The sequence below is a fragment of the Agromyces excoecariae genome, from assembly GCF_051715505.1.
Taxonomy (GTDB): Bacteria; Actinomycetota; Actinomycetes; order Actinomycetales; family Microbacteriaceae; genus Agromyces.
Genome location: NZ_JBPSLA010000008.1, coordinates 41,738 through 64,355 on the forward strand (window position 1 = coordinate 41,738; position 22,618 = coordinate 64,355).

A 22,618-nucleotide genomic window follows, 5' to 3' on the forward strand; every position below is an offset into this window, starting at 1 on the left:
CCTACTCACGCGGTGGCGGCGCGAGCTCGATCACCAGGGCGAGGAGCTCGGAGCGATGCGCCGACGGATTGGTGATCACGTGTCCGACGACGGTGCGGAGGCGCTCGAGGTCCTCGGTCGGGAGTCCGTCGATCGGCTCGAGGCAGTAGGCGATGTCCCGTTGGAGGTCGTAATCGTCATCGTCGATCGCGATCTCCGGGTAGTAGAACAGCGCCGCGAGCGCAGTTCGGCTGAGGAGGTCGTCGAACTGCTCCGGCGGGACCGTCATGGCTGTACCTCCTGCTTGCGGCATCCTCGTGCCACAAGACTTACGCGAAGAACAGGTGCGCCGACAGTGCCGTGCCGGTCATCCGGCGATGAGCATCTCTACCTGACCAGCTCGACCGACGCGCGGTCGCCGGTGCGGCCCGGAGGGACGCCGTACCCAAGGTGCTCATCTGCCTCGCGCACTCCCGCCGCGGCGCGACGCGCACGGGCCTCCTGGGTCCGCACTCGAGCAAGCCGAATCAGTGTCGCTGGTCCGGCGACCACGAACTTGAGCGCGTTCCAGATGCAGAGCAGCCCGACGAGGTTGAGCCATCCGGGAGCGCCGCCTTCGGCCAGCCCGAAGCAGAGCAGCGCTCCGAGCCCGTAGGGAGCCGCAAGCAGCATCGCGGGCACACCCCACTTGAGCCCGCGGCGCGTGTGGATGGCGTCGAGCAGCAGGTTCGTCGGCATGAAGCGCCGGAACGCGAGGCGAGTGCGGGCGACGATCACCCAGATGAGTCCGAACATGCTGCAGCCCTCCACGTGTTCGGCGACGAGAACCTGGAAGGACCGCCGAGGATTGGAGGTCATGCCACCGCGACGAGCGGTGCAACGAAACGAGGTCGCCTTCGGCGGCATTCTAGAACTGCGGACCGACAGCCGGAAGGCGTGTCGGGACAGTCGGCCGTTGGCGTCCGAGTTCGGCGTCACGCGACGACCGTTGCCGCGCGAGACCCAGAGCACGCCGCGCGCGAGTCGCATCCGCCTGCTGCACGTCGGTGACGGGTTCCGATCCCAAGGCAGACTCGCTCGCCACGCCGTACCGATCCCGATAGGCGGCGACCAAGCGGGCCTGCCGACGCCATGCCGCCATTGCCTGGCGCCCGGGTGTCCCGAGGGCAAGCGCCCACGGCTCCTCGGCTGCCAGCGCCCGATCGAGCAGCGCATCCGCGCGCGCCTCCATGAGATCGCGCCGCTCGTCGAGCGCACGCCGCGCGTCGGGGTCGATCGCCCCCAACGCCGGCGGAATCAGACCCGCGATGAAATGAGGTTCCCGGCGAGACGTTCCACCTCGTGCACCGACACCATGCGCGGCCGCCACGACGATCCGCGCGCGAAGAACCGCCGCGACATCCTGCGCATCATCGAAACCCCGCGCGCCGACGGCCGCCGAAAGCACCTGATCGACGTCCAAGCCGGCCGCCTCCGCGCGCCGCAGTTCGGCGCCGAGCGGCCCGAACGCCTCAGACGAGATCACAGCAGTGGCCTGGTCGTCGCGAAGGCCAGACGCGCGCACCAGCCCAGCCCAACGATCGCGCTGCGCCGCCGCCGCGATCGTCTCGTACTCCGCTGCGAGCTGCGCAATCGACCCCCACGCGTCCTGCTCCGCCTCTAGCGTCTCGTGCGCCGACGGTTCGGCGCCGACGTGCTGCAGCACCCCGTAGAGGACGCTCCGCGCCGTCACCGTCTCCGCATCACCCGGTCGAGGCCCGGCATGCGCGACATCCGGTCGGTCGACGGCGACGTACGCGACGTTCGACTCCCGCCCACGCGTCATCCCCACATAGAAGTTCTCTCGCGTCGTGCCCGACGCGACCACGACGTGCGCGGTGTCCGTCGTGATGCCCTGCGCACGGTGAGCGGTCACGGCGTACCCGAGCTCGACATGACCTGCGACGTACGACGCGGGCAGCACAACGGTCCCGCTCCAGGAACGGCCCCGCCGTTGCACTTCGATCGACCCGTCCTTGCGCACCGCTGCAACCATCCAGCGGTCGCCGTTGCGCACCCATCCCCCGCCCGCGCGCCGGCGTCGATCGTTCCGGCGCGTGATCACGGTGTCGCCGACGGATGCCGCGGTCCCGTCGTGAAGCGCGACTTCGCGTCTTGCGTCGACCCGCCCCTCCAAGATCAGCTCGCTGCGTGCCCGGATGTTGATGGCCCGGACCGCCTCGTTCGATTCACTGATCAGCAGGCTCGCCTTGCCGGCGCGGGTATCCAATCGCCACGCTGCATAGGCGGCATCCGCCATCGACTCGGTGCTGCCTTCGACCACGCGGTTGTGTGCGACGTACTGGTCGATCGCGTCGGCCTGGCCGTTGCGCAGCGACAAGGATGCCTCCTTCTCCCACGTATGCACGAAGCGATGCACCTCCGCGAGTTCGGCGACATCCGTTCGGTGGTGAACGAGCATCGAGAATGCGCCGCCGGCATCGACGGACTGCAGTTGCGCCGGGTCGCCGACGAGGAGAACCTTCGCTCCCCCGCCTTCGGCGAGCGCGGTCACTCGGTCGAGGTGCAGGGTGCCGGCGAGGGATGCCTCATCGACGATGACGAGCTGACCGGGCCGGAACGATGTGCCCGAGGCCAGGTGGTCGTGCCACCACTTCGCGAGGTTCTCGGTCGGGATGCCCAGGTCCTCCGAGAGCACGTGGGCTGCCGCGGCGGATGGCGCGAGCCCGACGACCGAGCCGGCGCCGTGTGCTCGTTCCCAAGCTCGTCGAAGTGCGCTCATGGTGGTCGTCTTCCCTGTGCCGGCCGGCCCCACGAGCACGTCGACTACGCGTCCCGACGCGACGATCCTGGCGATCGCCTCGAGTTGTCGAGCGTCGACCAGCGACGTGCCTCGGCGGCGACCTAGCGTCGCCCGCTCCGTGGTTGGCGCGACACGTGGCGCCGTCTCGCGTTCTGAACGCTCAAGCAGGTTCGCCTCGGCCGCCATCACATCCGTCGATGTGAACACGGCGGAGTGCTTCGGTCGGAACACGGAGGTCCCGTCGGCTCGCTGGAAGCCGGCCGGGCTCGATGCAAGCTCGGGCGGGGTCAGACGCAGCGACACCTGTTCCGCGGCATCGACGATCATCCCCACCATCGCCTCGCGATCGGCGGCCGAGGCGAATCGGAGTCCCATCGTCTGGCGCGCGGCCTCGGCGACGAGGTTCCAGTGCCTCCAGGTGGAGCGCTTCTCGCTCACGCCGTGCATGACGACTGCCCCGAGCGCTCGAATCTCAGAGAGCGGGAGATCGTGGGCGCTGAGCACGCCCCGCGATCGGTTCGCCGTCGCCGTGCTCGCCCAGCTCGTGGCATCCGTACCGAGCACGCGCGAAGCGCGCTCACGCCAACCTGCCGTGAGATCGGCAAGCGAACGCACATGCTTCACGGGTCGAGTCGAGAGAGTGGCTTGCGCGCGCAGCTTCATGATGGTCACCCGACCGGGACGACGCCCGTGCGTTGCGGTGTGCGCTTCGATCAGCCGGTCCGTCTCGAGGTCGATGTGCCGCGATCGCGTCGAGAACTCGGCGACCAGCGAGTCGTGAACCGTCGCGATGACCCACGCGGGATTGCGGTCACGCCCGCGCGCCCGCTGCTCCCATTGCACGCCGATCAGGCGGCTCAGTGCGTCTGCGAAGAGCGCCTCGTGCAGCTCCGAGATCGCAACCACCGCCGCATGCAGCGGCCGGCCGTCGAGCGAGCGCCACCGTCCGTCGAGCACGGTCATGACCTTGTTGCTGATCACGACGTGCGTGTGCAGGTGCGGATCGCCGGCGCGACTGTCGAAGTGGTCGTATGCGGTTGCGATGACCCCCGAGACCTCGACCTGCGCAACCGCGCCATCGCGCACCGCAACCCCGGTACGCGTCGCTGCAACCTCGCGCTCGAGGTAGGCAAGGGACTCTGCAACCGCTGCATGGTGAGCTTGCACGATGAGCGCCTGCGTCGTCGCATCCGAAATGCCCCAGAGCACGCTTGCGGACTTCGGAATCGAGAACGTGAAGTCGTAACCGGCGACGGCGCGACGGCGGGATGTCTCGTGGCCGGCCGACTTCTCATAGACGGGGTATGCGCGGCCGAGCGGCTGTCCCGAAACCGGATCGCACCCCAGACCGATCAAGCGCTGGAGATGCTCCTCGGCGACCTCGCTCCCCTCGACGACGCTGGCCGAAGCCAGACTGGCGAGGCCGCTTCCCATCCAGCGTCCTGGCGGGGTGCCCTCGGCGCTGAAGTACCGGGTGAGTGGAGTCGACAGCAAACGATCTCCATCGCCGGCCACGACGGTGCGGAGCAGGTATCTGAAGCCGTCGCCAGCGCTCATCACCCGCATGGAGACCGTCATCGCCTTCACCTCCCCCGCCGTCGAGAAGGTGCGCCTCGATCTGCAAGAGGCGTGGCGGCATTGGTGGTGGGAAGTCGCCAGCCCTCTACGGAGGGGAGAAGCGGCGATCCACACGTGCGCATGGCCCGATCGCATCAAATTTTGCACAGACAGGTCGATGTGAGGAAATCCGCCAGGAGGTGGCGGTGCACGCGGCGCCGGAGAGCGATACCACCCCACTGCTGGAGGGTTCCGGAGCAGTGTCGTCCATTCGTCCGGAACCGGCCGTACGCGTTCTGGATGGTGCACGGGAGATGCTCTTCGGCGGATGGGTCCCGTTCCTACTCCTGCACGCAGCGGAGAGTCTCGCCGTTCGTCGCGTCCCACGACGACAAGGTCGCAGTCGCCCCCGACCGCGCGCGATCGGACGCGCCGCGCCATCGCCGATCGATTTTTAGCGCCGACTCCGTGCTCTCGCCGCCGGGGGCGGTGACGGGTGGCACGCGTCGTCCTGATCATGAATCAGCGAGAAACTTCCTCATCATCCGATCGAAGTCCGCTCGGTACTCGTTTACGTCCCGATACGGTCGATTCCTAGGATCACGGGGCTCGTCGGGAGCGGTCAGTAGATCCTCTACCCGGACTCTTTCACGCTGCATGTGCTCGCATCTCTCACGAAGATCTGGGTTCGTCGGGTCACGGTCAAGCGCCGCGCCGGCGCGGGCTTCCATGATCATGATGTCCGAGTACGTCCCGAGCACGCCCAACCGCTCGCTGCGCTGTTGCCTTAGACGCGCGACCTCTGATTCCTCGTAGCGAGCGTTGTAGTAGCGCAAGGAGCCCTTTATGAGTGGCGTGAAGAGGAAGAAAACTGCGTCAAGAAGACCGGTCGCGAGAGGGTCGATCGCTGGACCGACGCCAACAATCAGGGCAGCGTACGTGAGTATCGCGATGGCCAGTCCTGCGGGCACGGTGGTGCTTCCTCGCACAACGTAGATGAGGGAGTACGAGAGCACGAAGGTCGCGCCAATTAGTCCGAGTAGGTATCCGAGGGCCGTGGCCCACCTCAGCACGCGCTTCGAGTAAAAGCGCTTCCTACTCCACCGCTTGCCGAGTAGCCTCACCTCGAGCACCATCGCTAGGAGAAGCACGGCACTGATCTGAGCTGAGGCGGCCCAGAATGCAGGCCCGCTGGTTTCGGACACGTCCGAATGGTAGCCGGATGCCCGGTCGGATCCAGGTCGCGCCAGGGGCGTGGCCCCGCCGAAGCGTGCCGATCTAGTGGCGACGTCTCATGGAGCGAATCCTCGCCGCGTCGATCAAGGCGACGTCATGGTTGACCGCTCCTGCGGCTGCGGCACCAGCGACGCCGCTCGGAAGCTGGGGCGGAAGTGGATTGGCCTGGGTCTGCCACGGGCTCTAGAACGGCGTTTCGTCGTTTGGCCCTTGGTTCCACGGGCTTGGTCGCGGAGCCCTTTCTTCCCAGCCACGGAGAAACAAGGACTCAACGATGCGAGCTCCGTTCTCGTCGTACCAAGAGACCTGAAAGCTTGCACCATTCTGACGAGCTTGACCGCTGAATCGGGCACGGAAGTCTCCTGACCTGCTTCCCGAGAGGTCTTCAAAGTGGGCCGCATCGAGGATGTCGATCTCGGTGTACCCATCCTCGTCGGCCTCTCCGTCTACCCTCACCTCTTTTGCGACGCTTCGGAGTACGTGGTTGGTAATCCTGAAGTGCTCCCGATCTCCTTCGTCCGGTTGAGTGATTGTCCAGCGCGGATCTGGCGGAGGCAGTTCGGGCGCAGCCTTGGGCGCAGCCGCCGCCGAGCGTTTGAGTTCGGCAGCGACCGCCTCCCTTATTTCGGCCCCGCGATCGATCTGGATCTTGCCGAGCAGGGCGATGTCGCGATCTACGGACCTCGCCCTCTCGATGTGTTTTCTCGTCAAGCCCTCAACCACCTTGTCGAGGTCGTCGAGGACCCGACGCTCAAGTTCAATCAGTTCGGCCTGGTGGCGTCGCGCGCTTACGGGATGCCACGACCACATCCAGCCGAGCATCTTCCCTAGGCCGCCCCAGACCGTGCTGCGCCACTCTTTGAGGAAGAAGCTCATGATCAGCAGCACGGCGGCAATGCCAACGACCATGCCAACGAGATAGAGCCACCAGGGCAGAGTGTTGTCTGCCGTGAGACCGTCGAGCGCCTTCGTGATTGGCCAACCGAGGACGGCACCGACCAAAGCAGCGACCACTAGCTCCATGCCGAGGCTTAGCCGGCGCTTCTTAGGCTGCGTTTCCGTCACGTCGGCAGGTTATCGAAGGACGGGAACCGTACGCGCCCGCGTAGGCCACGCCGCGCCCGCTTCGACACTCTAGGCACCCGGTCGATATCCGAAATCGCCGGTGGCCTCGATGCCTCTACAGGTCACCTGGTGCTTCAACCTAGAGCCGGATGAAGCCACACTGCGGACATCGCCAGAAGTGCGCGCCGTGCCGCTCGACGGCCTCCATCGTCACGAGGTCTCTCGGGCAGTTTGGTGCGCCGACCTCGTTGATCTCGCGTTGGTCGTGGTCGGCCATCACAGCAGACTAGAACGCAGGAGGCTTCGCGAGGATCCTTTGTACCTCGAGGATGTCGATCCCGATCTGCTCGGCGATCTCGTGGACCATCAGGCCTCGGTCGAAGGAGAGATGCACGTAGTAGTGATCGAGGCGATCGAGGGCCTCATGATCCTTCTTCAGGAGGGCGAGGAAGGCCTTGACGGTGCCGCCTTCAGGTTGGGTAGGGTGGGACAAAGTTGCTCCAATGCTCGCAAGCGGGAGGGACTTGGAAGAGGTTCGGGAGGTAGGAGTCCCGGACCTCTTCATCGTTTCTGCCGACTCGGTGTCGATTAAGAACAAGGATCGCCGGACCCCCCGCCACCTTGCAACCATGCCTGTGGATAAGTATGTGGACAATCCGTGTGAAACGACGTTCTCCCTGTGTAGAGCTACTGCGAGCGCCGCGGAACTCGTGTGGAAACGTCTTAGCGAATTCGCCATGATCAGGGGCTTTGCGCATCCACATCTGCGGATCGTAAGTTTCCGGGCTCCACAGCATTAACCGCTCCACTTGTGCGCTGAGATGCGGAAGTAGCCTCAAAGTGCGGTTGCTGCGGCCACTATCAGCCTTCCGGCTCCACACGATCTCGACGAGCTCGTCAGCGATGGCCTGCATCCGGGCATCGTGACGCTCGGCGAACTGCTCGTCGGTCTCGTCCTTCTCGCGGAAGGGGAGAGCGCGCGATGCCCTCGGCCCCGCCGTTCACGATCACGCGGTCGATGAACAGTCGGAGACTGGGGTGCCGCCTCTGCCAGTCGAGGCCGTTCGCGAGGACGTCTGCCACCGTCGGCGCAGCGAGCGTTGCGTCGAGCTGCTTCGCGACGTGAGCCAACTCCGCGTCGCTCCATTCGACCTCGCGCTGCACTTCACGCTCAGTCATTCCCCCGGGCACGAATCCCTTGCCTGCCCGCTGGCGCGAGCCCGTGGAGCGCCGTGCGCTCAGACGCGAGGAGTCAGCCAGTTGAGGACGGTCTGACGCCAGCGTTCCGGATCGGAATTCCAGGTCATCGTGTGGTCGGCCTCGAACGACTCGAGCGTCACCAGGTCGGGGCGAAGTCTTGCCAGGCGAGCGGCGACCTCGAACGGCGAGGATGTGTCCGCCGCGCCGTGTAGCACCAGTATGGGAGTGGCGATCTCAGCGGCGCGCGTGACCCAGTCAAAGTGGTCGAGGCCGGGGGCGCTCGGCAGGCCGGCAAGTCGGGCGAGCAGCGGCAGGTCGAGCCAAGGAATCGCGAGAAGCCCGGCCCAACCAGGCAGCCCAGCGCGCACGCAATTGGCCTTGATCGTCGAGACCCAGTCGAGCACGGGCGACTCGAGCACGAGTCCGGCGAGCTCCGGCCGCACCCTGGGGTCGGCGGCGAGCTGCAATGCGATTGCGCCACCCATCGACCAGCCGAAGACGACGAATCGGCGCGCGCCGTTCGCGCGGGCGAAGTCCAGCGCTGACCGGACGTCATCGATCTCCGTCGCCCCGAGGGTCGACCGCCTCGTCCCGACCCAGGGCCCCTCGCGGTCGTTCCGATAGGTGACGACCAGCGACGTCAACCCGAGTTCGGACGCGACCTGCACCCCGCGAAGCGTTCCGGCTCGGGGACTTCCGAGCCCGTGGATGTGGATCGCCCACGTCGACGACGCCTCGCTGGCCGGTTCGATGAGCCATGCAGGGGCCGGCCCGGCGCTAGTCGGCACGTCGACGTCGACGGCGTTGAGGCCCGCATCGGACGGCTCCGAGTAGTAGATCCCGCTCCACGACGCGCGATCCCCCGCCACGAGGCCGGCCGCGCCGCCGCCACCGACCACCTTTCGCCCGACGAGGCCCAGCCCCATGTCGCGTACGGTGCTTCCCAGCCGCACCAGCCCGCCGCGCTCCAGGAGCAGGCTGTACCATCCGGGCTCAATTGTCTGCCGCGTCCGGTCCAGCACGACCGTTCGCTCGTCGCCACTCGCCGTCACCTCGCGGATGACCAGGTCGAAACGCCTCGGAGGGGCCGGCGCAGTCAGACGTCGCGCGATGACGAGTCCAAGCCCGCCAAGGGAAACCGCCGCAGCGGCCCCGATCGCTGCGACCGACCAGCCCGCCCTCATCGCGCCGGCTTCCGCGAGTCGCCAGCCGACTGGGCTTCAGCAGGCTGAGCGGTCGCATCGGAGAAATCGCCGCCGACCAGATGACGCTCGGCACGATCGACCAGCTCGCGCTCCCTCGCGGTGATCTCGAATGAGACCCTGCTGTCGATCAGCGCGTCGCGGATCTCGACGATCTCGCGGTGCAACACGGTCTCCGGTTCGGACGCGTCGAACGCGGCATCCGCTCGCTGGCTGATGCCCGGGCGCACCCCGATCGCCCGGCGCCAGGTCGGCTCGAGCTCATCGATGAGCGCTCGGGTCGTCCGAGCGCGCGATCGCGACTCCAGACTTCGCAGCACCGGCTGCGAAGCGAATCCCGCGCAGAGGAACGCGAAGGTGCCCAGGTAGAGCGAACCATAGGCAGCCGAGACGGTGGCCATGAGGTCGAGGTTACCGACGATGTGCGCGACGTCCATCGTGATGACGACCGCGCTCAGGATCATGCCGAGGAGGCTGCCAATGAGCAGGGATGTCGGCGGGAATCGCTGGCTGCCGCGCGCCTCGCGAATGCGCTGGGCGGCCAGCACCGCCATCGCAGCGAGCACGACGGCGTAGTAGGCGAAGTGGATCATCGAGTACGTCGCGGCGGCCGGCTGGTCGCCGAGGTCGAGCATGAAGGTCGTCGTCGTCCCGCTCTGGTCGATGAAGACGAACGCGACGATCGAGCACACGAGCGCAGCGGCGAGCACGATTCGGCCGAGCGCGACCTGGACGATGCGCGGCTGTCGATCGGACGCCTTCATCACTCCACGGCCGAGGAAGAACACGCCGACCATCAACGCCAGGTCGGCGAGGAGCGTCACGAGGTTCGATCCGCCGAACGCCGCGTCGAGCGCTTCGTACAGCGGGTCGATATTGAGGGTCATCGAGATCGCGATGGTGAGCGTGGCGTAGGTGATCGTGCGTTCCTCGCGACCGCGGCGCAGGATGACGAGGCAGGCCAGGAGGATCCACATCAGCGTGGAGACCAGGACGGGAATCACCCGAAGATCTCCAGGAATCGCGACTCGTGCATCGCCGAGCCTCGGATCGCCGCGGCGAGCCGGTCGGCGAGGGACTCGGCGAAGATCTCGTCGTCGGTGTCGATGTCCTGCCTGCGGAGCAGCCGGCGGCGAGTCTCGGGCGGGATGTCGGGCAGGAGGAAGTCCGGTGCCTCTTGGTGATCGTCGGTTCCGTGATCGAGGATCATGTGCGCCAGCTCGTGCAGCACGAACTGCTGCCGGTGCAGCACCGAATCGCTGTGCGCATGCAGGACGATGTCCTCGGTGTCCGTCATCAGCCAGATCGCGCAGAGCCCGTCATGGTCGCTGAGTTCGGCAAGCTCTACTATGCGGATGCCGCGCTGACGCCGCCCCTGTACCGCGCCGACCAGTTCATCGAAGTTGAAGGTATCCCCGAGCGCGAGCTCGCGGAACGCTGTCGACACGCTCACTTCGCTGTTCATCGTCTCGGCCACCCCCTTGACCTCACCGGGCGCCTCCTGCGCTGCACCCCGGTGACCTGTTACGTCTGTGCGATCTCCTCGTCGAGGAACTTGCTGATCGCTTGCAGCGCGTTGGGCGAGATGTCTCCCAACGTGCGCGCCGCATACGACTTGACCCGCGCGGCCCGCATGGAACGCACGAGGTCGAGCTGCGCGCTCACCTTCGCCGGGGTCTCAGCGCCCTCGGCGCCCATGAGGAACTCCGCGTCGACGTCGAAGAACGCAGCCAGGCCGTCGAAGAGGGCACGGTCCTGCACGTAGCGATGGCCGTTCACCATGTACGTCCATCGCGACCGGGAGAGCTTCGTGCCGCGCCGTTGGAGGAACGCCGCGATCTGGGAGTACGTGGGCTCTGAACCGGTCTCCGCGACGGCGACATCGAGAAGGAGCCGGAGTCGCTTCGCGAGGTCTTCGGCTGCGGTGTTGCTCTCATCTTCGATCATGTGTCGGAACACCTTCCACCCGCTCGGGTCAGGCGAGGCATCGTCATGGCGGTTCCAACTCCGGGCCAGAGTTGGGCATGCTCAATCTACGCCTTGAGCATGCTCAACACAACCGTTGCGCATGCTCAAATTCGGTGCTAAGAACGAAGCAGGTCGCCGTTTGAGCATGCTCAATCGCCGGGCCGCACTCAACGGCACCGAGCACGCCGCAACGCAGTCCCGTCGGCGCCCACCTCGTCATGCCCGGAGGACGCACATGCCGAGCACGCACACCTATGCATCGACCGCGCACGACCGGTGACGACTCCACGGGAAAGGTGAACGACGTGCCGACCAAGCCGCACCCGCAGGAAGGCTGGAACTCGAAGCTCGACGAGATCCACGACCAGCTCGTCTCATCCGTCGAGGCACTCGTGTCAGGGGACGAATGGCGACGGGCTCTCGAGTTCGCCGGCCGCTTTCGGACTCGCTCGTTCAACAACACGATGCTGATCTGCTGGCAGCACGAGGCGGCCTATCGCCGTGGCCAGGTTCCGGAGCCATCCCCGACGCAGGTCGCGGGCTTCAAGCAGTGGCAGTCGTTCGGACGACGCGTGCTGGCCGGCCAGTCGGGCTACATGATCCTCGCCCCTCGGACGGCGCGGTTCGCGACCTCCTCCCCCACCGACCCGACGTCCTGGCGCCGGCTCGAGCGCAATGAGCGCCCGCGGCCAGGCGAAGTCGTGCGACCGCGAATGATCGGCGTGCGACCTGCGTATGTGTGGGATGTCTCGCAGACCGACGGTATTCCGCTCCCCGCGCTTCCAAAGCCACGACTCCTCAGTGGCGAGGCGCCAGTCGGACTGTGGGACGGGCTCGCCGACATCGTCCGAGACGAGGGATACCGCCTCACGACCGTCGAGGCCTCCACACTCAACGGCGCGAACGGCGTCACCGACTTCGGTGCCCGCCTCGTCGAAGTTCGAGCCGACATGGATGCCGCGGCTCAGGCGAAGACGCTGGCCCACGAGCTCGCACACATCCGAATGCACGATCCAACGACCGACGCGGTTCGGCATCGCGGCATCGGCGAGGTCGAGGCGGAGTCGGTCGCGTTGATGATCGCCTCGGCCCACGGGATGGACACGAGCGACTACACGATTCCGTACGTCTCGACATGGGCGACATCCGTGAAGGACAGGACGCCGGTCGAGGTCGTCCAAGACACCGGCGAGCGCGTGCGCCGTGCTGCCGTCGCGATCCTCGACCGGCTCCCGACCGCGCAGACCGGTGCGGCCGATCCTTGGAATCTCGAGCATCCCTCGCCCGTCAGGCAGATCGACGCATCCACGACCATGCCGGCGCCACCAGCCGACGTACGTGAGTTGCGGTCGAGGAGCCTCCGATGAGCATCGCCGAATTGCTGCTGACGACTGGGCGGATGCCACCGGCTCAGGCCGCCGTGGCGTTCGCGCGCGCCGGCATCCCGGTCTTCCCGTGCGCGGCGGATGGCAAGCGCCCCCTGACGCGCGCCGGATTCCACGACGCGAGTGCTGACGTCGAGCTCGTGCGCGGATGGTGGTCACGGTGGCCGAACGCGAATCTCGGGCTGCCCACGGGAAGCACGTCGGGCGTCGACGTCGTGGACATCGATGTCGCTGCGGAGACATCCGGGTTCGACATGTTCGAGCGTGCCGTCGCGGCGGGCCACGTCGAACGTGGTCTCGCGCGAGTCCGCACACCGTCCGGTGGGCTGCATGTCTACTTCCCGTCGATGCTGTCCCGTCCCCAACGCTGCTGGCAGTCGGCGGTGGCGCACATCGACTTCCGCGGTGAAGGCGGGTACGTCCTCGTGCCGCCGTCGACCCTGAGTACCGATCGCGGTCGAGTGGCGTATCGGCTCTTCTCGCTCTCCGCCGCCGACGCTCGACCGGTCGACGCCGAGTCGCTGCGGAACTTCGTCGACCCGCGGCCGGAACGCGAGGTGTCGTGGGGCACGTCGGGTGCGTCGCCGGACCCCGAGCGGCTCGCCGGCTGGGTGAGTCGGCTTCGGGAGGGCGAGCGGAACCACGGCCTCTTCTGGGCCGCGTGCCGACTGGCCGAGGCGGGATTCGGATCGGCAGACGTCGAGGCGGCGCTCGCTCCGGCAGCGGCGCGCATCGGCTTGCCCGAATGGGAGATCGCAACGACGATCCGCTCCGCGGTCAGACAGGCGAGGGGTGACACCTCCGAGCCGCTGGGCCCGACCGGTGCCGGACGGCCGGTGGCGCGCCGCGCGGGAGGCGATGCACGGTGCCTGCCGTGACAAATCGCTCCCGCATCGACGGCGTACGCCTCGCGAGGATCACCGCGGTGATCGGCACGGTCTTCATCGCGGCCGGCGCCTTCTGGCTCTCGTTCACCTCGCTCAGCGACCTCGCCCGCCGGTCGGGGCTCGACCCGGCGCAAGCATGGGTGTGGCCGCTCATTGTCGACGGCATCATCGTGGTCGCGAGCGTCGCCGCCGTGGCGCTCGCTCGATCGCGCGTCGCCTGGTACCCGTGGGCGCTGCTCGTCGCCGGCGCCGCCATCTCGGTCACGGCGAACGCGATACACGCGGTCGTCGCCGAGGCCACGGACGTGCCGCTCGTGCTCGCGGCATCCGTCTCGGCAGTGCCCCCGCTCGTGCTGCTCTCGATCACGCATCTCACCTCCGTGCTGATGCGCCACGAGGTGGCGCGCACGGCGACGGCGCCAGCTGCGGTCGCGACGCGAGCTGCAGAACAAGGGGCGCCTTCGAGGTCGGCGACCGCGATCCCGGTCAGTGGCGGCAGGTCGGATGCCTCCTCGCTCCGTGCGCTCGGGTGGTCGAACTCGGCGATCGCCAAGCACCTGGGCGTACACCCGTCGACGGTGGGGCGCTGGTTCCGGGATCGGGTCGTCACACCTGCTGTGCAGGCCAACACCGTGAGGGAGGGCGCGAGCGATGGATGAGGACGACTTCGAGAAGACACGCGACGCTGAGCCAGTAGCGCAGCCCCGCGAACACACGCACCCGGGCCAGGTCACCGGCGAACGAACGGCCTTCGGTCGCCCGTCGAGAACCGCGCTGCCTCACCGGCAGGTCCGACGCGACCTTCTCGGTGACGCCCCCGAGCACCCCGGCATCATCTGGGTCCGCGCCTCGGACCTGCTCAACACCGGAACCGGCCGGGTCGCCGGACACGGGCTGGATCTCGAGACCGAGCTGGCGCGCCGAGTACGACGAACCGCCGGCGCGACCCGACGAGCGATCCGCGAACGGGCAGACCGCCTTCCTCCCCTCTCCGCCTTCGGACGCTCGCAGGCGCATCCCACCTTCATCCGGCACGACCTCGGACGGCACTGATCATGCGCATCGTGGTGACCGCGGAGACGCACATCACCGTGTCGGGAGGTGCCGCGATGAACTGGATCGACGACGAAGGAGCACGCCCGGAGGCGTTCCGTGACTCCGAGGGCCTCCGCACCGTCCTCGACCGACTGCAGTCCGACGGCGGCCGCGGATGGCGCACCGATCCCGAGGCCGCCGAGCTCATGCGCTACGCAGCCGACCGCTATGCCGCGCTCGCCCGCAAGCACGGCCTCGACCCGTGGGAGGCGGCGGCCGCAGCATTCGACGCGATGCGCGCACCGGCCACATTGCGAGCGGATGACCCGTGGGGCGTCGTCACCCGAGCCGTGCAGGTGACCTGCATCGCCGAAGAACGCGCACACGGCCTCCTCTGCTCCGTCCACCAGGCACGCCGCCCTCGCCTCTCGGGCTACCACGATGCCGAACGCTTCAGCGATCGCGAGCACGCCCTCCCCGACTACCACCCCGCCTTCCGGGCCGAGCCTGCGGACGTCGAATCGGACACCGTCCCGCCCGGCGTCGAGTCGGCGGTCGAGGACGCCATCTCCCTGTTCACCCTGCTCGGATGGCCGCCGGATCGTGCTCGTGGCAGCGTCGAGTACATCTGCGGACGGCTGGCTGACGCACCGTCGCGCGCGTCCGCATACGAGTCCCTTCGTCGCGACTACGCCGCGCGGGCCCTGCTCGACGTGCCCAAGGGTGCGTGGCTCTCGATGCTGCGGACGGTGCTGGGATGCGCCGACCCGACGCAGGCGCACACCGCAGCGGGACGCGGCATCCTGCTTCGCCTGCTTGTCGGGGAGTCGCTGCGCTCACTGTTCGGCGATGACGACCTGGTGTCGGAGATCGTGGTGAACCTGCCGGGGTCACGGGTATGACAGGTTCGGCTGCGCACATCGAGCTGGAACGCTCGATCGACTCGATCCGCATCGGAACGCGACATCGGGTCGATCTCGGTGACATCGATGCGCTCGCCAACTCGATCGAGCAGCAGGGCCTCCTGCAGCCGATCACCGTCACACCCGACGGAGTCCTCGTGTGCGGCGCGCGCCGGCTGGCAGCGCTTCGGCAACTGGGAGTGCGCAAGCTCAACGTCTGGGTCCGGTCGGGGATCTCGGATCGACTCACCGAGCTGCTCGCCGAGCAGGACGACAACCTGCTCCACAAGCCGCTCACCGCGACGGAGGCGGCAACGCTCTACCGCGAATTGAAGGTGCTGCTGGCCGAGGAAGCCGCCCGCCGTCAGGCCGCGACGCGCTTCCACGCCGGCCACGGTGCAGACGGTGCCGCCGAATCAGCGGCACCATCGATTCGGGGTGACGGGGACAGCCGGTCCCAAGCTGCCCGCGTCGTCACCGGGAATCGCGCGTACTCCCGCTTGGAGGAGATCAACGACCTGCAGCGGATCGCCGCGAATGGCGATGTGGATGCCACGATCCGGGCAGCCGCACAGTCGGAGCTCGATGGCATCGACCACGGCGGGGCCGTGCATCCGGCCCACCAGCGCATGGGGGCGCGGATGTCACTGGCCGAACTCGAAGCGATCGCCGCGGATGCCTCCCAGCCGAAGGGCGTTCGCCGCGCATCCCTGAACGGAGCGGCGCGCCTGCACGCGGTGGAGCAGACGGCGAGCGCAGCCGAACTCGAGCAACTCGCACGGGAGGCCCTTGCCAGAGTGAAGAGCGGGCCACGGACGACCGGCACAAGTGCCGTCAGGCCCGCGACCGCCGTCGTCGACGAGTCCGAGGCGATGCTCCCGGTTCGCGCCTTCGTCTTCCAGTGGACCGACCTTCACGAGTGGTGGCTGCGCTTCGACGTCCACGAACTCGCGGCTGCGCTCACCGATGAGCAATGGGAACAGTTCGAATCGACGCTCGCCGGAACGATCGCATTCGCGGAGACGCTTCGTTCCTTGCGGCTCGAGTCGCATCGCGCAGCGGCAGTTGGGAGGCCGTGATGTTCGCCTTGCGTGGGCGCAGGGTGGTGATCGCCGCCGTCGCAGGTGGCGGCGCGTTGTTGCTGCTCGCATCGGTCGGCATCTTCGGGTTGCTCCGCGGCCCCGGCGAGGCAGATCATGCCGCGCCGCCCCGATCGCCCGAAGCCTCCGCTTCGGTCAGCGTCGCTGCGCCGGTCCTCCGGCCGCGGCCGATCCTCGCCACGTCCGATCCTGAGCGGTTCGCGCAAGCCGTGGCTCGCGCACTGTTCACATGGGACACGAGGCACCCGGGCGGCGTGTCCGCATGGGCGCAGGTCCTCGTGGATGCCGCGGATGCGGACGAGGCATCCGCCGTCGCCGCCGACATCCGCAACTACCTACCCGCCCCCGAGTACTGGACACGGCTCGGCGACTACGGAACGCGGCAGTCGATCGAGGTGGAGTCGATCGTCGTGCCCGATACATGGTCGACTGCGCTCGCACAGGCGGCCTCCGGCCAGCTGCCCGACGGCGCCGCAGCCTTCACGGTCTTCGGCGTCAGCGAGCGGCTCGGAACGTGGGGCGAGCAGGACATCCGCACGAGTCGACGCATCGCATTCACGGTGTTCGTCTCGTGTCCCGTCGGCGGCGACTGCGCGATCCTCCGGCTCTCGCGCCCGGACTCCCCGCTTGAGTGAGGCCGGGCAATGAAGAAGCTCATCGGACTGCTCGTGATCCTCGTGTTCATCGCACCGCCGGCGTCGCTCGTGAGCGTCGCCGCCATCATCAACCCCGCGGCGATCTCGTGCGGTTCCGGCTCGCTCCTCCTTGGCGCGATCCCGGACTCGTTGACCGCAAAGACGCGTGACGGCGGATCGATCGCCCTGAACCGGCGTCAGCTCGAGCACGCCGCCACGATCATCTCGATCGGCAGCCGAACCGCAGGCGTAGGCCGCGAGGGCGTCGTCATCGCGCTGATGGCGGCGCTGACCGAGTCATCCCTGCGCATGCTCGCGAACCCGAGCGCATACCCCGAATCGATGAGCTATCCCAACGATGGCGTCGGATCCGATCACGACTCACTGGGACTGTTCCAGATGCGCCCCGCGTCAGGCTGGGGCAGCGTCTCCCAGCTCATGGATCCCATGTATCAGGCGCGAGCCTTCTTCGGCGGACCGTCAGGTCCGAACGGCGGGTCCCCTCGTGGATTGCTGGACGTCTCTGGCTGGCAGCTGCTCCATCCGGGCGAAGCTGCGCAGGCGGTCGAGGTCAGCGCCTATCCCGATCGCTACCAGAACTACGAACCGGTCGCCGAGGCGATCGTCGACGCGCTCACGCGTCAGGGAGCGAGCGTGACGCGCGCCGGCGCACCATCGGTACCTGAGACGTCCCGCGTCGTCTTCCCTCTCCCCGCCGGCACGTACACGACGTCGGACAGCTTCGGCCCGCGAATCGACCCGTACACCGGCGAGCAGCGCTTCCACGCCGGCAGCGACCTACCCGCACCGGCCGGCACGCCCATTCTCGCCATGGCCGACGGCGTCGTCACCTTCGCCGGTCAACGCGGCACCTACGGCGGCCTGATCATCCTCGAGCACACCGTCGGCGGCGAACGCGTCGCCTCGTACTACGCCCACATATTCGACAACGGCATACACGTCGCGCAGGGCGACACCGTGGCCGCGGGGCAGCACATCGGCGACGTCGGCTCGGCCGGCAAGTCGACGGGTCCGCACCTCCACCTCGAGATCCACCCCGGCGGAGCCGACGAGCCCGCGGTCGACGCCCTCGTCTGGCTTGCCCAGCACGGCGCGGCCGGCCTGGCAGGTGCCGAGATCGCGACGGCCGGATGTCGGCCAGGAAAGGCGGCATGAGATGGACATCTTCCCCGACTTCGGTGCCGTCGGCGGCGCCGCCGAACTCGAGAGCATCGCTGGCGCGCTCTTGACGTTCGTGCTCATCGTCGCGGTGCTGATGATGATCATCAGCGGAGTGACATGGGCACTCGCCTCCGCGAACGGGCACTTCCAGAGGGCCTCGAGCGCGCGAATCGGACTTTGGATCGCATGCGGTGCGGCGGCGCTCGCAGGCGCGGGCGTCGCGTGGACCAACTTCCTTCTCGACGTCGGATCTCGGCTCTAGGTGCAAACGCGCCTTGGCTGATACTGATCGCCGAAGTACGAAGCACGCCGAACCTGGATTGGCGATGTCGATGTCGATGTCGATGTCGAGCAACGCCATCGCATCGCATGCTCAACATTCAGCGCGGCTAGCTCAGGTTCTAGTCCATCAGTCCATTCGCCTTTGCGGCCTCGACGAGCGGGAGCACGGCGACATCACCCAGCTCAGACCGAATTGCGTTTACTAGTTGACGGACTCGGTACGTAACCGCAGATCCCACACCGAACGCGTTCCTCACGCGGCGAGCGAAGTGCTCGACCAGCGCTCGGCCGTGTCCGCTTAGAGCTCCTGGAGGAAAGGTCGGTGGCAGGAACCTGTCACCGATTCCGACAGGATCGGGGCCGAACAGTGCGATCGCGTCTGGGATCGAATCTCCGACGTATGGGACCACGTCAGCCCAGCAAGCTAGCTCCTCCTCGCTAGCGTCTCGAGGGATTCCCTCCAGGCGATTGCGCACATGTTGACCGAGCCACCGCTTCCAAACCTCGTTGCCTTCGACTCCGTCGGCACGAAGAAATCGAACCACCGCCTCAGCGAAGCGAGCCGCATATGCTCCACCCTGTGCGAGCACGCTCTGATCGAGAAGGTCCTGTCTTTGCTCGTTCGTAATCCCTGCGAACGATGCGATAGACGAAACGACGCCAAGAAACTGCTGCTGAAGCGCGTCGCCACCGATGGCTTCGAGGCGATCCCACTGCGCAATTGTTGCCTCCAGGAGACCTGCGGCAAGCAACCGGTCGTTGTAGCGCGGGTGGTGCAGGTATGAGTCCCAAACCAAAGCCGATGTTTCGTCAATCTGGAAAAGAGGAAGAACATGCGCGGTGGTGAAGTCGGCATCCGCTGAAAACAGGAAGAAAAGTTGGCTAGACAACGCGGGCCGCGTCGCATCAAGCGCATGGGGTGGCCCGCTAAGAAGTTCGGTGAGCGCGCTTCGCTCCTCGTTGTTCAGCCCGGCCCAGTCGTCCCGATGCTTCCTCCATCGCCGGTCGACCTCGCTCATCCAATACAACGCCACGCTGCCCGGCCACGAATTGAGGTACAGCGGTGCTATCGATAGGAGGTTGGCATCCTCAGCGTGTGTGAAAGTGCTCGCGTGCTCATGCCAAAGAGCCGTCGCGAGCGCGCGCATCCCTGCGAGGGCCGCATCGTCTTCATCCTCAATCCGCTTTCGCACCTGTTCGAGGAGGAAGCGCCCAAGCACGTGTGCAGCAGCGGGGTCGCCCACAAGCCGGCTCGCTAGCTCGACAGCTTTGCTGCTGATGCCATGCAGGTCAGCTCGCGACCATCCAGAAACCACCGAAGTCCTTAGGTCAGATTGCTGCCCGCCGTCCGCGCCGACGGCTTCGACTGAACTCCAAAGGGCAACGCCTAGCTCGGGTTCGGCCCCGACGACTTGCGCAACGAGCGACAGCGCATCATCCCATTCCGGTTCATCGAATGTGCGCTCTGAGTAGTCCCGGGCAAGCAACCCGCCAAGTGCGCCGGAGGCATCCGCCCGAACGGACTGAGCGAACTCCTCGGGATCCATTGGCAGCTTGCCACCCCATGTACCGGTCGTAACCCAACTGTCGAGGTCCGGATGCTCCCGACGACCGAAGGCTGGATACTCCTCATGCAAGCTCTTGAGCTCCGTGAGCGCATCGACCCATTCGGGTGCCTTCTCGGTAAGCCAAACCAGCAGGTTGTATCTGGAATATGCCACGTGTTCGTCCAGATCCGGCGTGTCTGCGGGAAGCCCGGGCCCGCGGCGCACGGCCTCAAGTACCCGGACACGTATCCCATCGGACGCGTCGATGATGCTGCCGCCCAGCACCTGGTACGTTTCGTGCTTGAGGTTCGCCGCGAAGAGTAGGTCCCGATCCAGAACCCATTCGATCTTCTCGTCAGCGCTCCGAACAGGATCGGTGGCGATCAGATGCAGGGCGATCCGCTGGAAGAGAGGCCGGCCGAACCTCCACCAGCGTTCAGGTACGCCCGGTCGAACGAGCCTCGCTCGCTCGCCGTAGTCGCGCAGGCCGTCGACGATCGCGTCGATCGGTTCACGGATCTCGTCCTGTTGATGCGGTTCTATGGCAGATCTTCGGAACGAGAGCGAATCCCAAGCCGACTCTCCTCGGTAGTCCTCCAGCAGGTCATACGCAGAATTGAGTGCCTCCTCGAGAACGAGCCCCAATGACTGCTCGCCGGGTGGCCTCGCTCCCACCAAACTCGCGACGAGTTGGGTCAGCACGTACTCGTCCACGTTCCAGGCAACGTCCGCCTCTGGGACAGCTGCGGGCGTTTCTTCCTCAACGACGAACCACCGTCGCTTGAGAACTAGGAAGGGTCGAAGCGCCAGGCGCAAGAGTGGTAAACCGATTGCCTGCCCCTCCGGCCCGGAAGGCAATAGGAGGTCAGTGCGCGGGGGCGCCGTGAGGCCAAACACAGAGGTGGCCAAGAACGCCTTCCACCTCCGACCTGATGCAGGATCTTGCGCCGCGAGCTCGTTGGTCGCCATGCTCGCTGCGCCAAATAGGGCGCCACTCAGCGACTGGCCGAGGCGCTGGACTGTCTGAAGTGCGGCCCCGTGCAGTTCGGGAACGGTGAGAAATGTGCGACAAAACCAGTTGCCCAAGATCGCTACCGCGTCGGGGACTTCGGCGGAGGCGAAGAGCTGCCTGAACCCCGCGTCGTTCTCCAGCCAGCGAAGCCAATCGATCTTGAGCTCGTCCGAGACGCCGGCCGCCGTACGGGCGAAGTCGCGCGCGCCGTCGTTCGTGAGCAAACGATCAATCAGATAGTCGCTATCGACTGGCGTGAGTACGGGGCCTGCGGCCACAATCTCCTGAATGCGAGCGCTGTGGTCGAGTTGTCTCATCCGAGCGCGAGCATCCCAAGCCTGGAGAGCACGCACGAGCGCGCTGTGGTCAGTCCCCGTTACGGGATAGGCGACCGGCTGTACCCCGAGTCGGGCCCATTTCAGATCGTTGGCACTGTCGGTACTGGTGATGACGAAACGAGGAGTGCCGGAAGGTAGTCCCAGGGCCAGGTAGCGCATGATCGGGTCGTCGTGGCTATAACCGACGAACACGACGGTGAATCTTTGGAACATCGGCAAGAGGAACCTTGTCGCCCAGGCCGCGGTAAGGTACGCCCGACCGAAGTCCTGGTCGGTGAGTACGAGTTCTCGAGGGTGGCGAAGCACCGAGCCGTGGAGGTGTACCAGCCCCTCGAAGTCATCCCCTAACGGGAGCGCCGGACCAACCCACTTGTCGGCGATCAAAATCCCCTCGCTCGCCGCGGCCGACGAGAGGTGGTCATCGAAGTTAGTGGTGACGATCCTGAGCGGGCCGATGGTCGCTGCCAGTCGTACGAGAGCCGTGTGAGTTGAGTTTGGTTCTGATCTGCCGTCCGTGAGAATGCCGCGCGTATGCGCGTGAGTATCGAAGCCCGCCGGCATCGACCCGAGGAAGTAGTCGATCGCTACATTGGCGTCATACGGCACCCGCGCAATCCCTGCCAGCTTCTTGGCGAGGCTACCGAATAGCGGGAGCCCCGATGGCGGGTCAACAGAAGCACCGGCGCCGACAAAGAACACGAGCCGCCCTTCTGCCTGGGCATCGAGTACTTCCTGCGGCAGTTCAACGTCTCCGGTGATCCACATCATGCATCACCCGCAGGAAGGGGTAAACCCGTCGCAAGCGACATTCTCGGACCAAACTCCTGGACCGCATGTGTCCATTCGAGCCGCCTGCACTGTACCCGGGCTTCGATTGATCTCACGCCCCTCCCCGTCCACGCGTAATCCGCCAGTCGCGGGCGCATCCGTCAGAACGGTATCAGCCGTCCTACGGCGGGACCGGTGGTTCGGGCGGCCGATGCGCACCTCCCTCTCGAACCCATCCGCGCGACGAGGGAGCTTCCAGTGATCGACATCGATCCGAACGGCACCGGCCTTCCAGGAATCGACCAGCTGCGCATCATCGTCGGCGCGGTGATGACGGTCGGGCTGATCCTGAGCGTGCTCGCGCTGCTGGTCTCCGCGATCGTGTGGGGCTTCGGCGCGAACTCCTCGAACCCGCATCTCGCCTCGCGCGGCAAGCTCGGCGTGCTCGTGGCGTGCGGGGCGGCGATCATCTGTGGCGGGGCCGTCACGCTTATCAACTTCTTCTGGAACGTCGGCCAGGCCGTCTGATCCTGGA

22 protein-coding genes are annotated in these 22,618 nt (G+C 66.7%); 10 read left to right on the forward strand and 12 right to left on the reverse strand.

Annotation, left to right across the window (positions count from 1 at the left end; all coding sequences use genetic code 11):
• Position 1: 1 nt before the first annotated feature.
• From ACSJD1_RS08330 to ACSJD1_RS08380, 11 genes are all read right to left on the reverse strand, one after another.
• Complete coding sequence (locus tag ACSJD1_RS08330; RefSeq protein WP_438854848.1) at positions 2-268, reverse strand: hypothetical protein; 267 nt, start codon at positions 266-268, stop codon at positions 2-4.
• A gap of 98 nt (positions 269-366) precedes the next feature.
• A complete protein-coding gene (locus ACSJD1_RS08335; protein WP_438854849.1) occupies positions 367-774 on the reverse strand; it encodes a sulfate permease in 408 nt (135 codons plus the stop codon).
• Positions 775-886: 112 nt separating this feature from the next.
• The gene (gene mobF, locus ACSJD1_RS08340) at positions 887-4,360 is read right to left on the reverse strand and encodes a MobF family relaxase (protein ID WP_438854850.1); all 3,474 of its coding nucleotides are present in this window, start codon (positions 4,358-4,360) and stop codon (positions 887-889) included.
• Between the two features lie 494 nt (positions 4,361-4,854).
• On the reverse strand, positions 4,855-5,544 hold the full coding sequence (locus ACSJD1_RS08345; RefSeq protein WP_438854851.1) for a hypothetical protein: 690 nt from the start codon (positions 5,542-5,544) through the stop codon (positions 4,855-4,857).
• A 214-nt stretch (positions 5,545-5,758) separates the two neighbouring features.
• A complete protein-coding gene (locus tag ACSJD1_RS08350; RefSeq protein WP_438854852.1) occupies positions 5,759-6,640 on the reverse strand; it encodes an AtpZ/AtpI family protein in 882 nt (293 codons plus the stop codon).
• 139 nt (positions 6,641-6,779) lie between these two features.
• Complete coding sequence (locus ACSJD1_RS08355; RefSeq protein WP_438854853.1) at positions 6,780-6,917, reverse strand: zf-TFIIB domain-containing protein; 138 nt, start codon at positions 6,915-6,917, stop codon at positions 6,780-6,782.
• Positions 6,918-6,926: 9 nt separating this feature from the next.
• Positions 6,927-7,133, reverse strand: coding sequence for a hypothetical protein (locus tag ACSJD1_RS08360; RefSeq protein WP_438854854.1), 207 nt, complete (start codon positions 7,131-7,133; stop codon positions 6,927-6,929).
• Positions 7,134-7,878: 745 nt separating this feature from the next.
• Positions 7,879-9,024: an alpha/beta hydrolase family protein gene (locus ACSJD1_RS08365; protein ID WP_438854855.1), complete on the reverse strand. Its 1,146-nt coding sequence runs from the start codon at positions 9,022-9,024 to the stop codon at positions 7,879-7,881.
• Positions 9,021-10,046 carry a hypothetical protein gene (locus ACSJD1_RS08370; protein ID WP_438854856.1) on the reverse strand — a complete coding sequence of 342 codons (1,026 nt, stop codon included), beginning with the start codon at positions 10,044-10,046 and terminating at the stop codon, positions 9,021-9,023. Before ACSJD1_RS08370 ends, ACSJD1_RS08365 begins: the two co-directional genes overlap by 4 nt.
• Positions 10,043-10,519 carry a hypothetical protein gene (locus tag ACSJD1_RS08375; RefSeq protein ID WP_438854857.1) on the reverse strand — a complete coding sequence of 159 codons (477 nt, stop codon included), beginning with the start codon at positions 10,517-10,519 and terminating at the stop codon, positions 10,043-10,045. Before ACSJD1_RS08375 ends, ACSJD1_RS08370 begins: the two co-directional genes overlap by 4 nt.
• A gap of 47 nt (positions 10,520-10,566) precedes the next feature.
• Positions 10,567-10,989, reverse strand: coding sequence for a hypothetical protein (locus ACSJD1_RS08380; protein WP_438854858.1), 423 nt, complete (start codon positions 10,987-10,989; stop codon positions 10,567-10,569).
• Between the two features lie 326 nt (positions 10,990-11,315).
• On the opposite strand from ACSJD1_RS08380, the gene ACSJD1_RS08385 reads away from it, so the two are divergent.
• From ACSJD1_RS08385 to ACSJD1_RS08425, 9 genes are all read left to right on the forward strand, one after another.
• Positions 11,316-12,377: an ArdC-like ssDNA-binding domain-containing protein gene (locus tag ACSJD1_RS08385; RefSeq protein WP_438854859.1), complete on the forward strand. Its 1,062-nt coding sequence runs from the start codon at positions 11,316-11,318 to the stop codon at positions 12,375-12,377.
• Positions 12,374-13,273: a bifunctional DNA primase/polymerase gene (locus ACSJD1_RS08390; protein WP_438854860.1), complete on the forward strand. Its 900-nt coding sequence runs from the start codon at positions 12,374-12,376 to the stop codon at positions 13,271-13,273. Before ACSJD1_RS08385 ends, ACSJD1_RS08390 begins: the two co-directional genes overlap by 4 nt.
• Positions 13,270-13,941: a DUF2637 domain-containing protein gene (locus ACSJD1_RS08395; RefSeq protein ID WP_438854861.1), complete on the forward strand. Its 672-nt coding sequence runs from the start codon at positions 13,270-13,272 to the stop codon at positions 13,939-13,941. The genes ACSJD1_RS08390 and ACSJD1_RS08395 overlap by 4 nt, the downstream gene beginning before the upstream one ends.
• The gene (locus ACSJD1_RS08400) at positions 13,934-14,335 is read left to right on the forward strand and encodes a hypothetical protein (RefSeq protein WP_438854862.1); all 402 of its coding nucleotides are present in this window, start codon (positions 13,934-13,936) and stop codon (positions 14,333-14,335) included. The genes ACSJD1_RS08395 and ACSJD1_RS08400 overlap by 8 nt, the downstream gene beginning before the upstream one ends.
• 56 nt (positions 14,336-14,391) lie before the next feature.
• A complete protein-coding gene (locus ACSJD1_RS08405) occupies positions 14,392-15,219 on the forward strand; it encodes a hypothetical protein (protein WP_438855042.1) in 828 nt (275 codons plus the stop codon).
• A complete protein-coding gene (locus tag ACSJD1_RS08410; RefSeq protein WP_438854863.1) occupies positions 15,216-16,298 on the forward strand; it encodes a ParB N-terminal domain-containing protein in 1,083 nt (360 codons plus the stop codon). The genes ACSJD1_RS08405 and ACSJD1_RS08410 overlap by 4 nt, the downstream gene beginning before the upstream one ends.
• Before the next feature lie 275 nt (positions 16,299-16,573).
• Positions 16,574-16,954: a hypothetical protein gene (locus ACSJD1_RS08415; protein ID WP_438854864.1), complete on the forward strand. Its 381-nt coding sequence runs from the start codon at positions 16,574-16,576 to the stop codon at positions 16,952-16,954.
• 9 nt (positions 16,955-16,963) lie between these two features.
• Positions 16,964-18,130, forward strand: coding sequence for a M23 family metallopeptidase (locus tag ACSJD1_RS08420; RefSeq protein WP_438854865.1), 1,167 nt, complete (start codon positions 16,964-16,966; stop codon positions 18,128-18,130).
• 1 nt (position 18,131) lies between these two features.
• Positions 18,132-18,398 carry a DUF6112 family protein gene (locus tag ACSJD1_RS08425; RefSeq protein ID WP_438854866.1) on the forward strand — a complete coding sequence of 89 codons (267 nt, stop codon included), beginning with the start codon at positions 18,132-18,134 and terminating at the stop codon, positions 18,396-18,398.
• A 139-nt stretch (positions 18,399-18,537) separates the two neighbouring features.
• Here ACSJD1_RS08425 and ACSJD1_RS08430 read toward each other — a convergent pair whose 3' ends face one another.
• Positions 18,538-22,083, reverse strand: a complete 3,546-nt coding sequence (locus ACSJD1_RS08430; RefSeq protein ID WP_438854867.1) for an SIR2 family protein — start codon at positions 22,081-22,083, stop codon at positions 18,538-18,540.
• A gap of 258 nt (positions 22,084-22,341) precedes the next feature.
• Between ACSJD1_RS08430 and ACSJD1_RS08435 the strand changes: the two genes are divergently transcribed.
• Positions 22,342-22,611: a DUF6112 family protein gene (locus ACSJD1_RS08435; RefSeq protein WP_216841909.1), complete on the forward strand. Its 270-nt coding sequence runs from the start codon at positions 22,342-22,344 to the stop codon at positions 22,609-22,611.
• Positions 22,612-22,618: the final 7 nt, after the last annotated feature.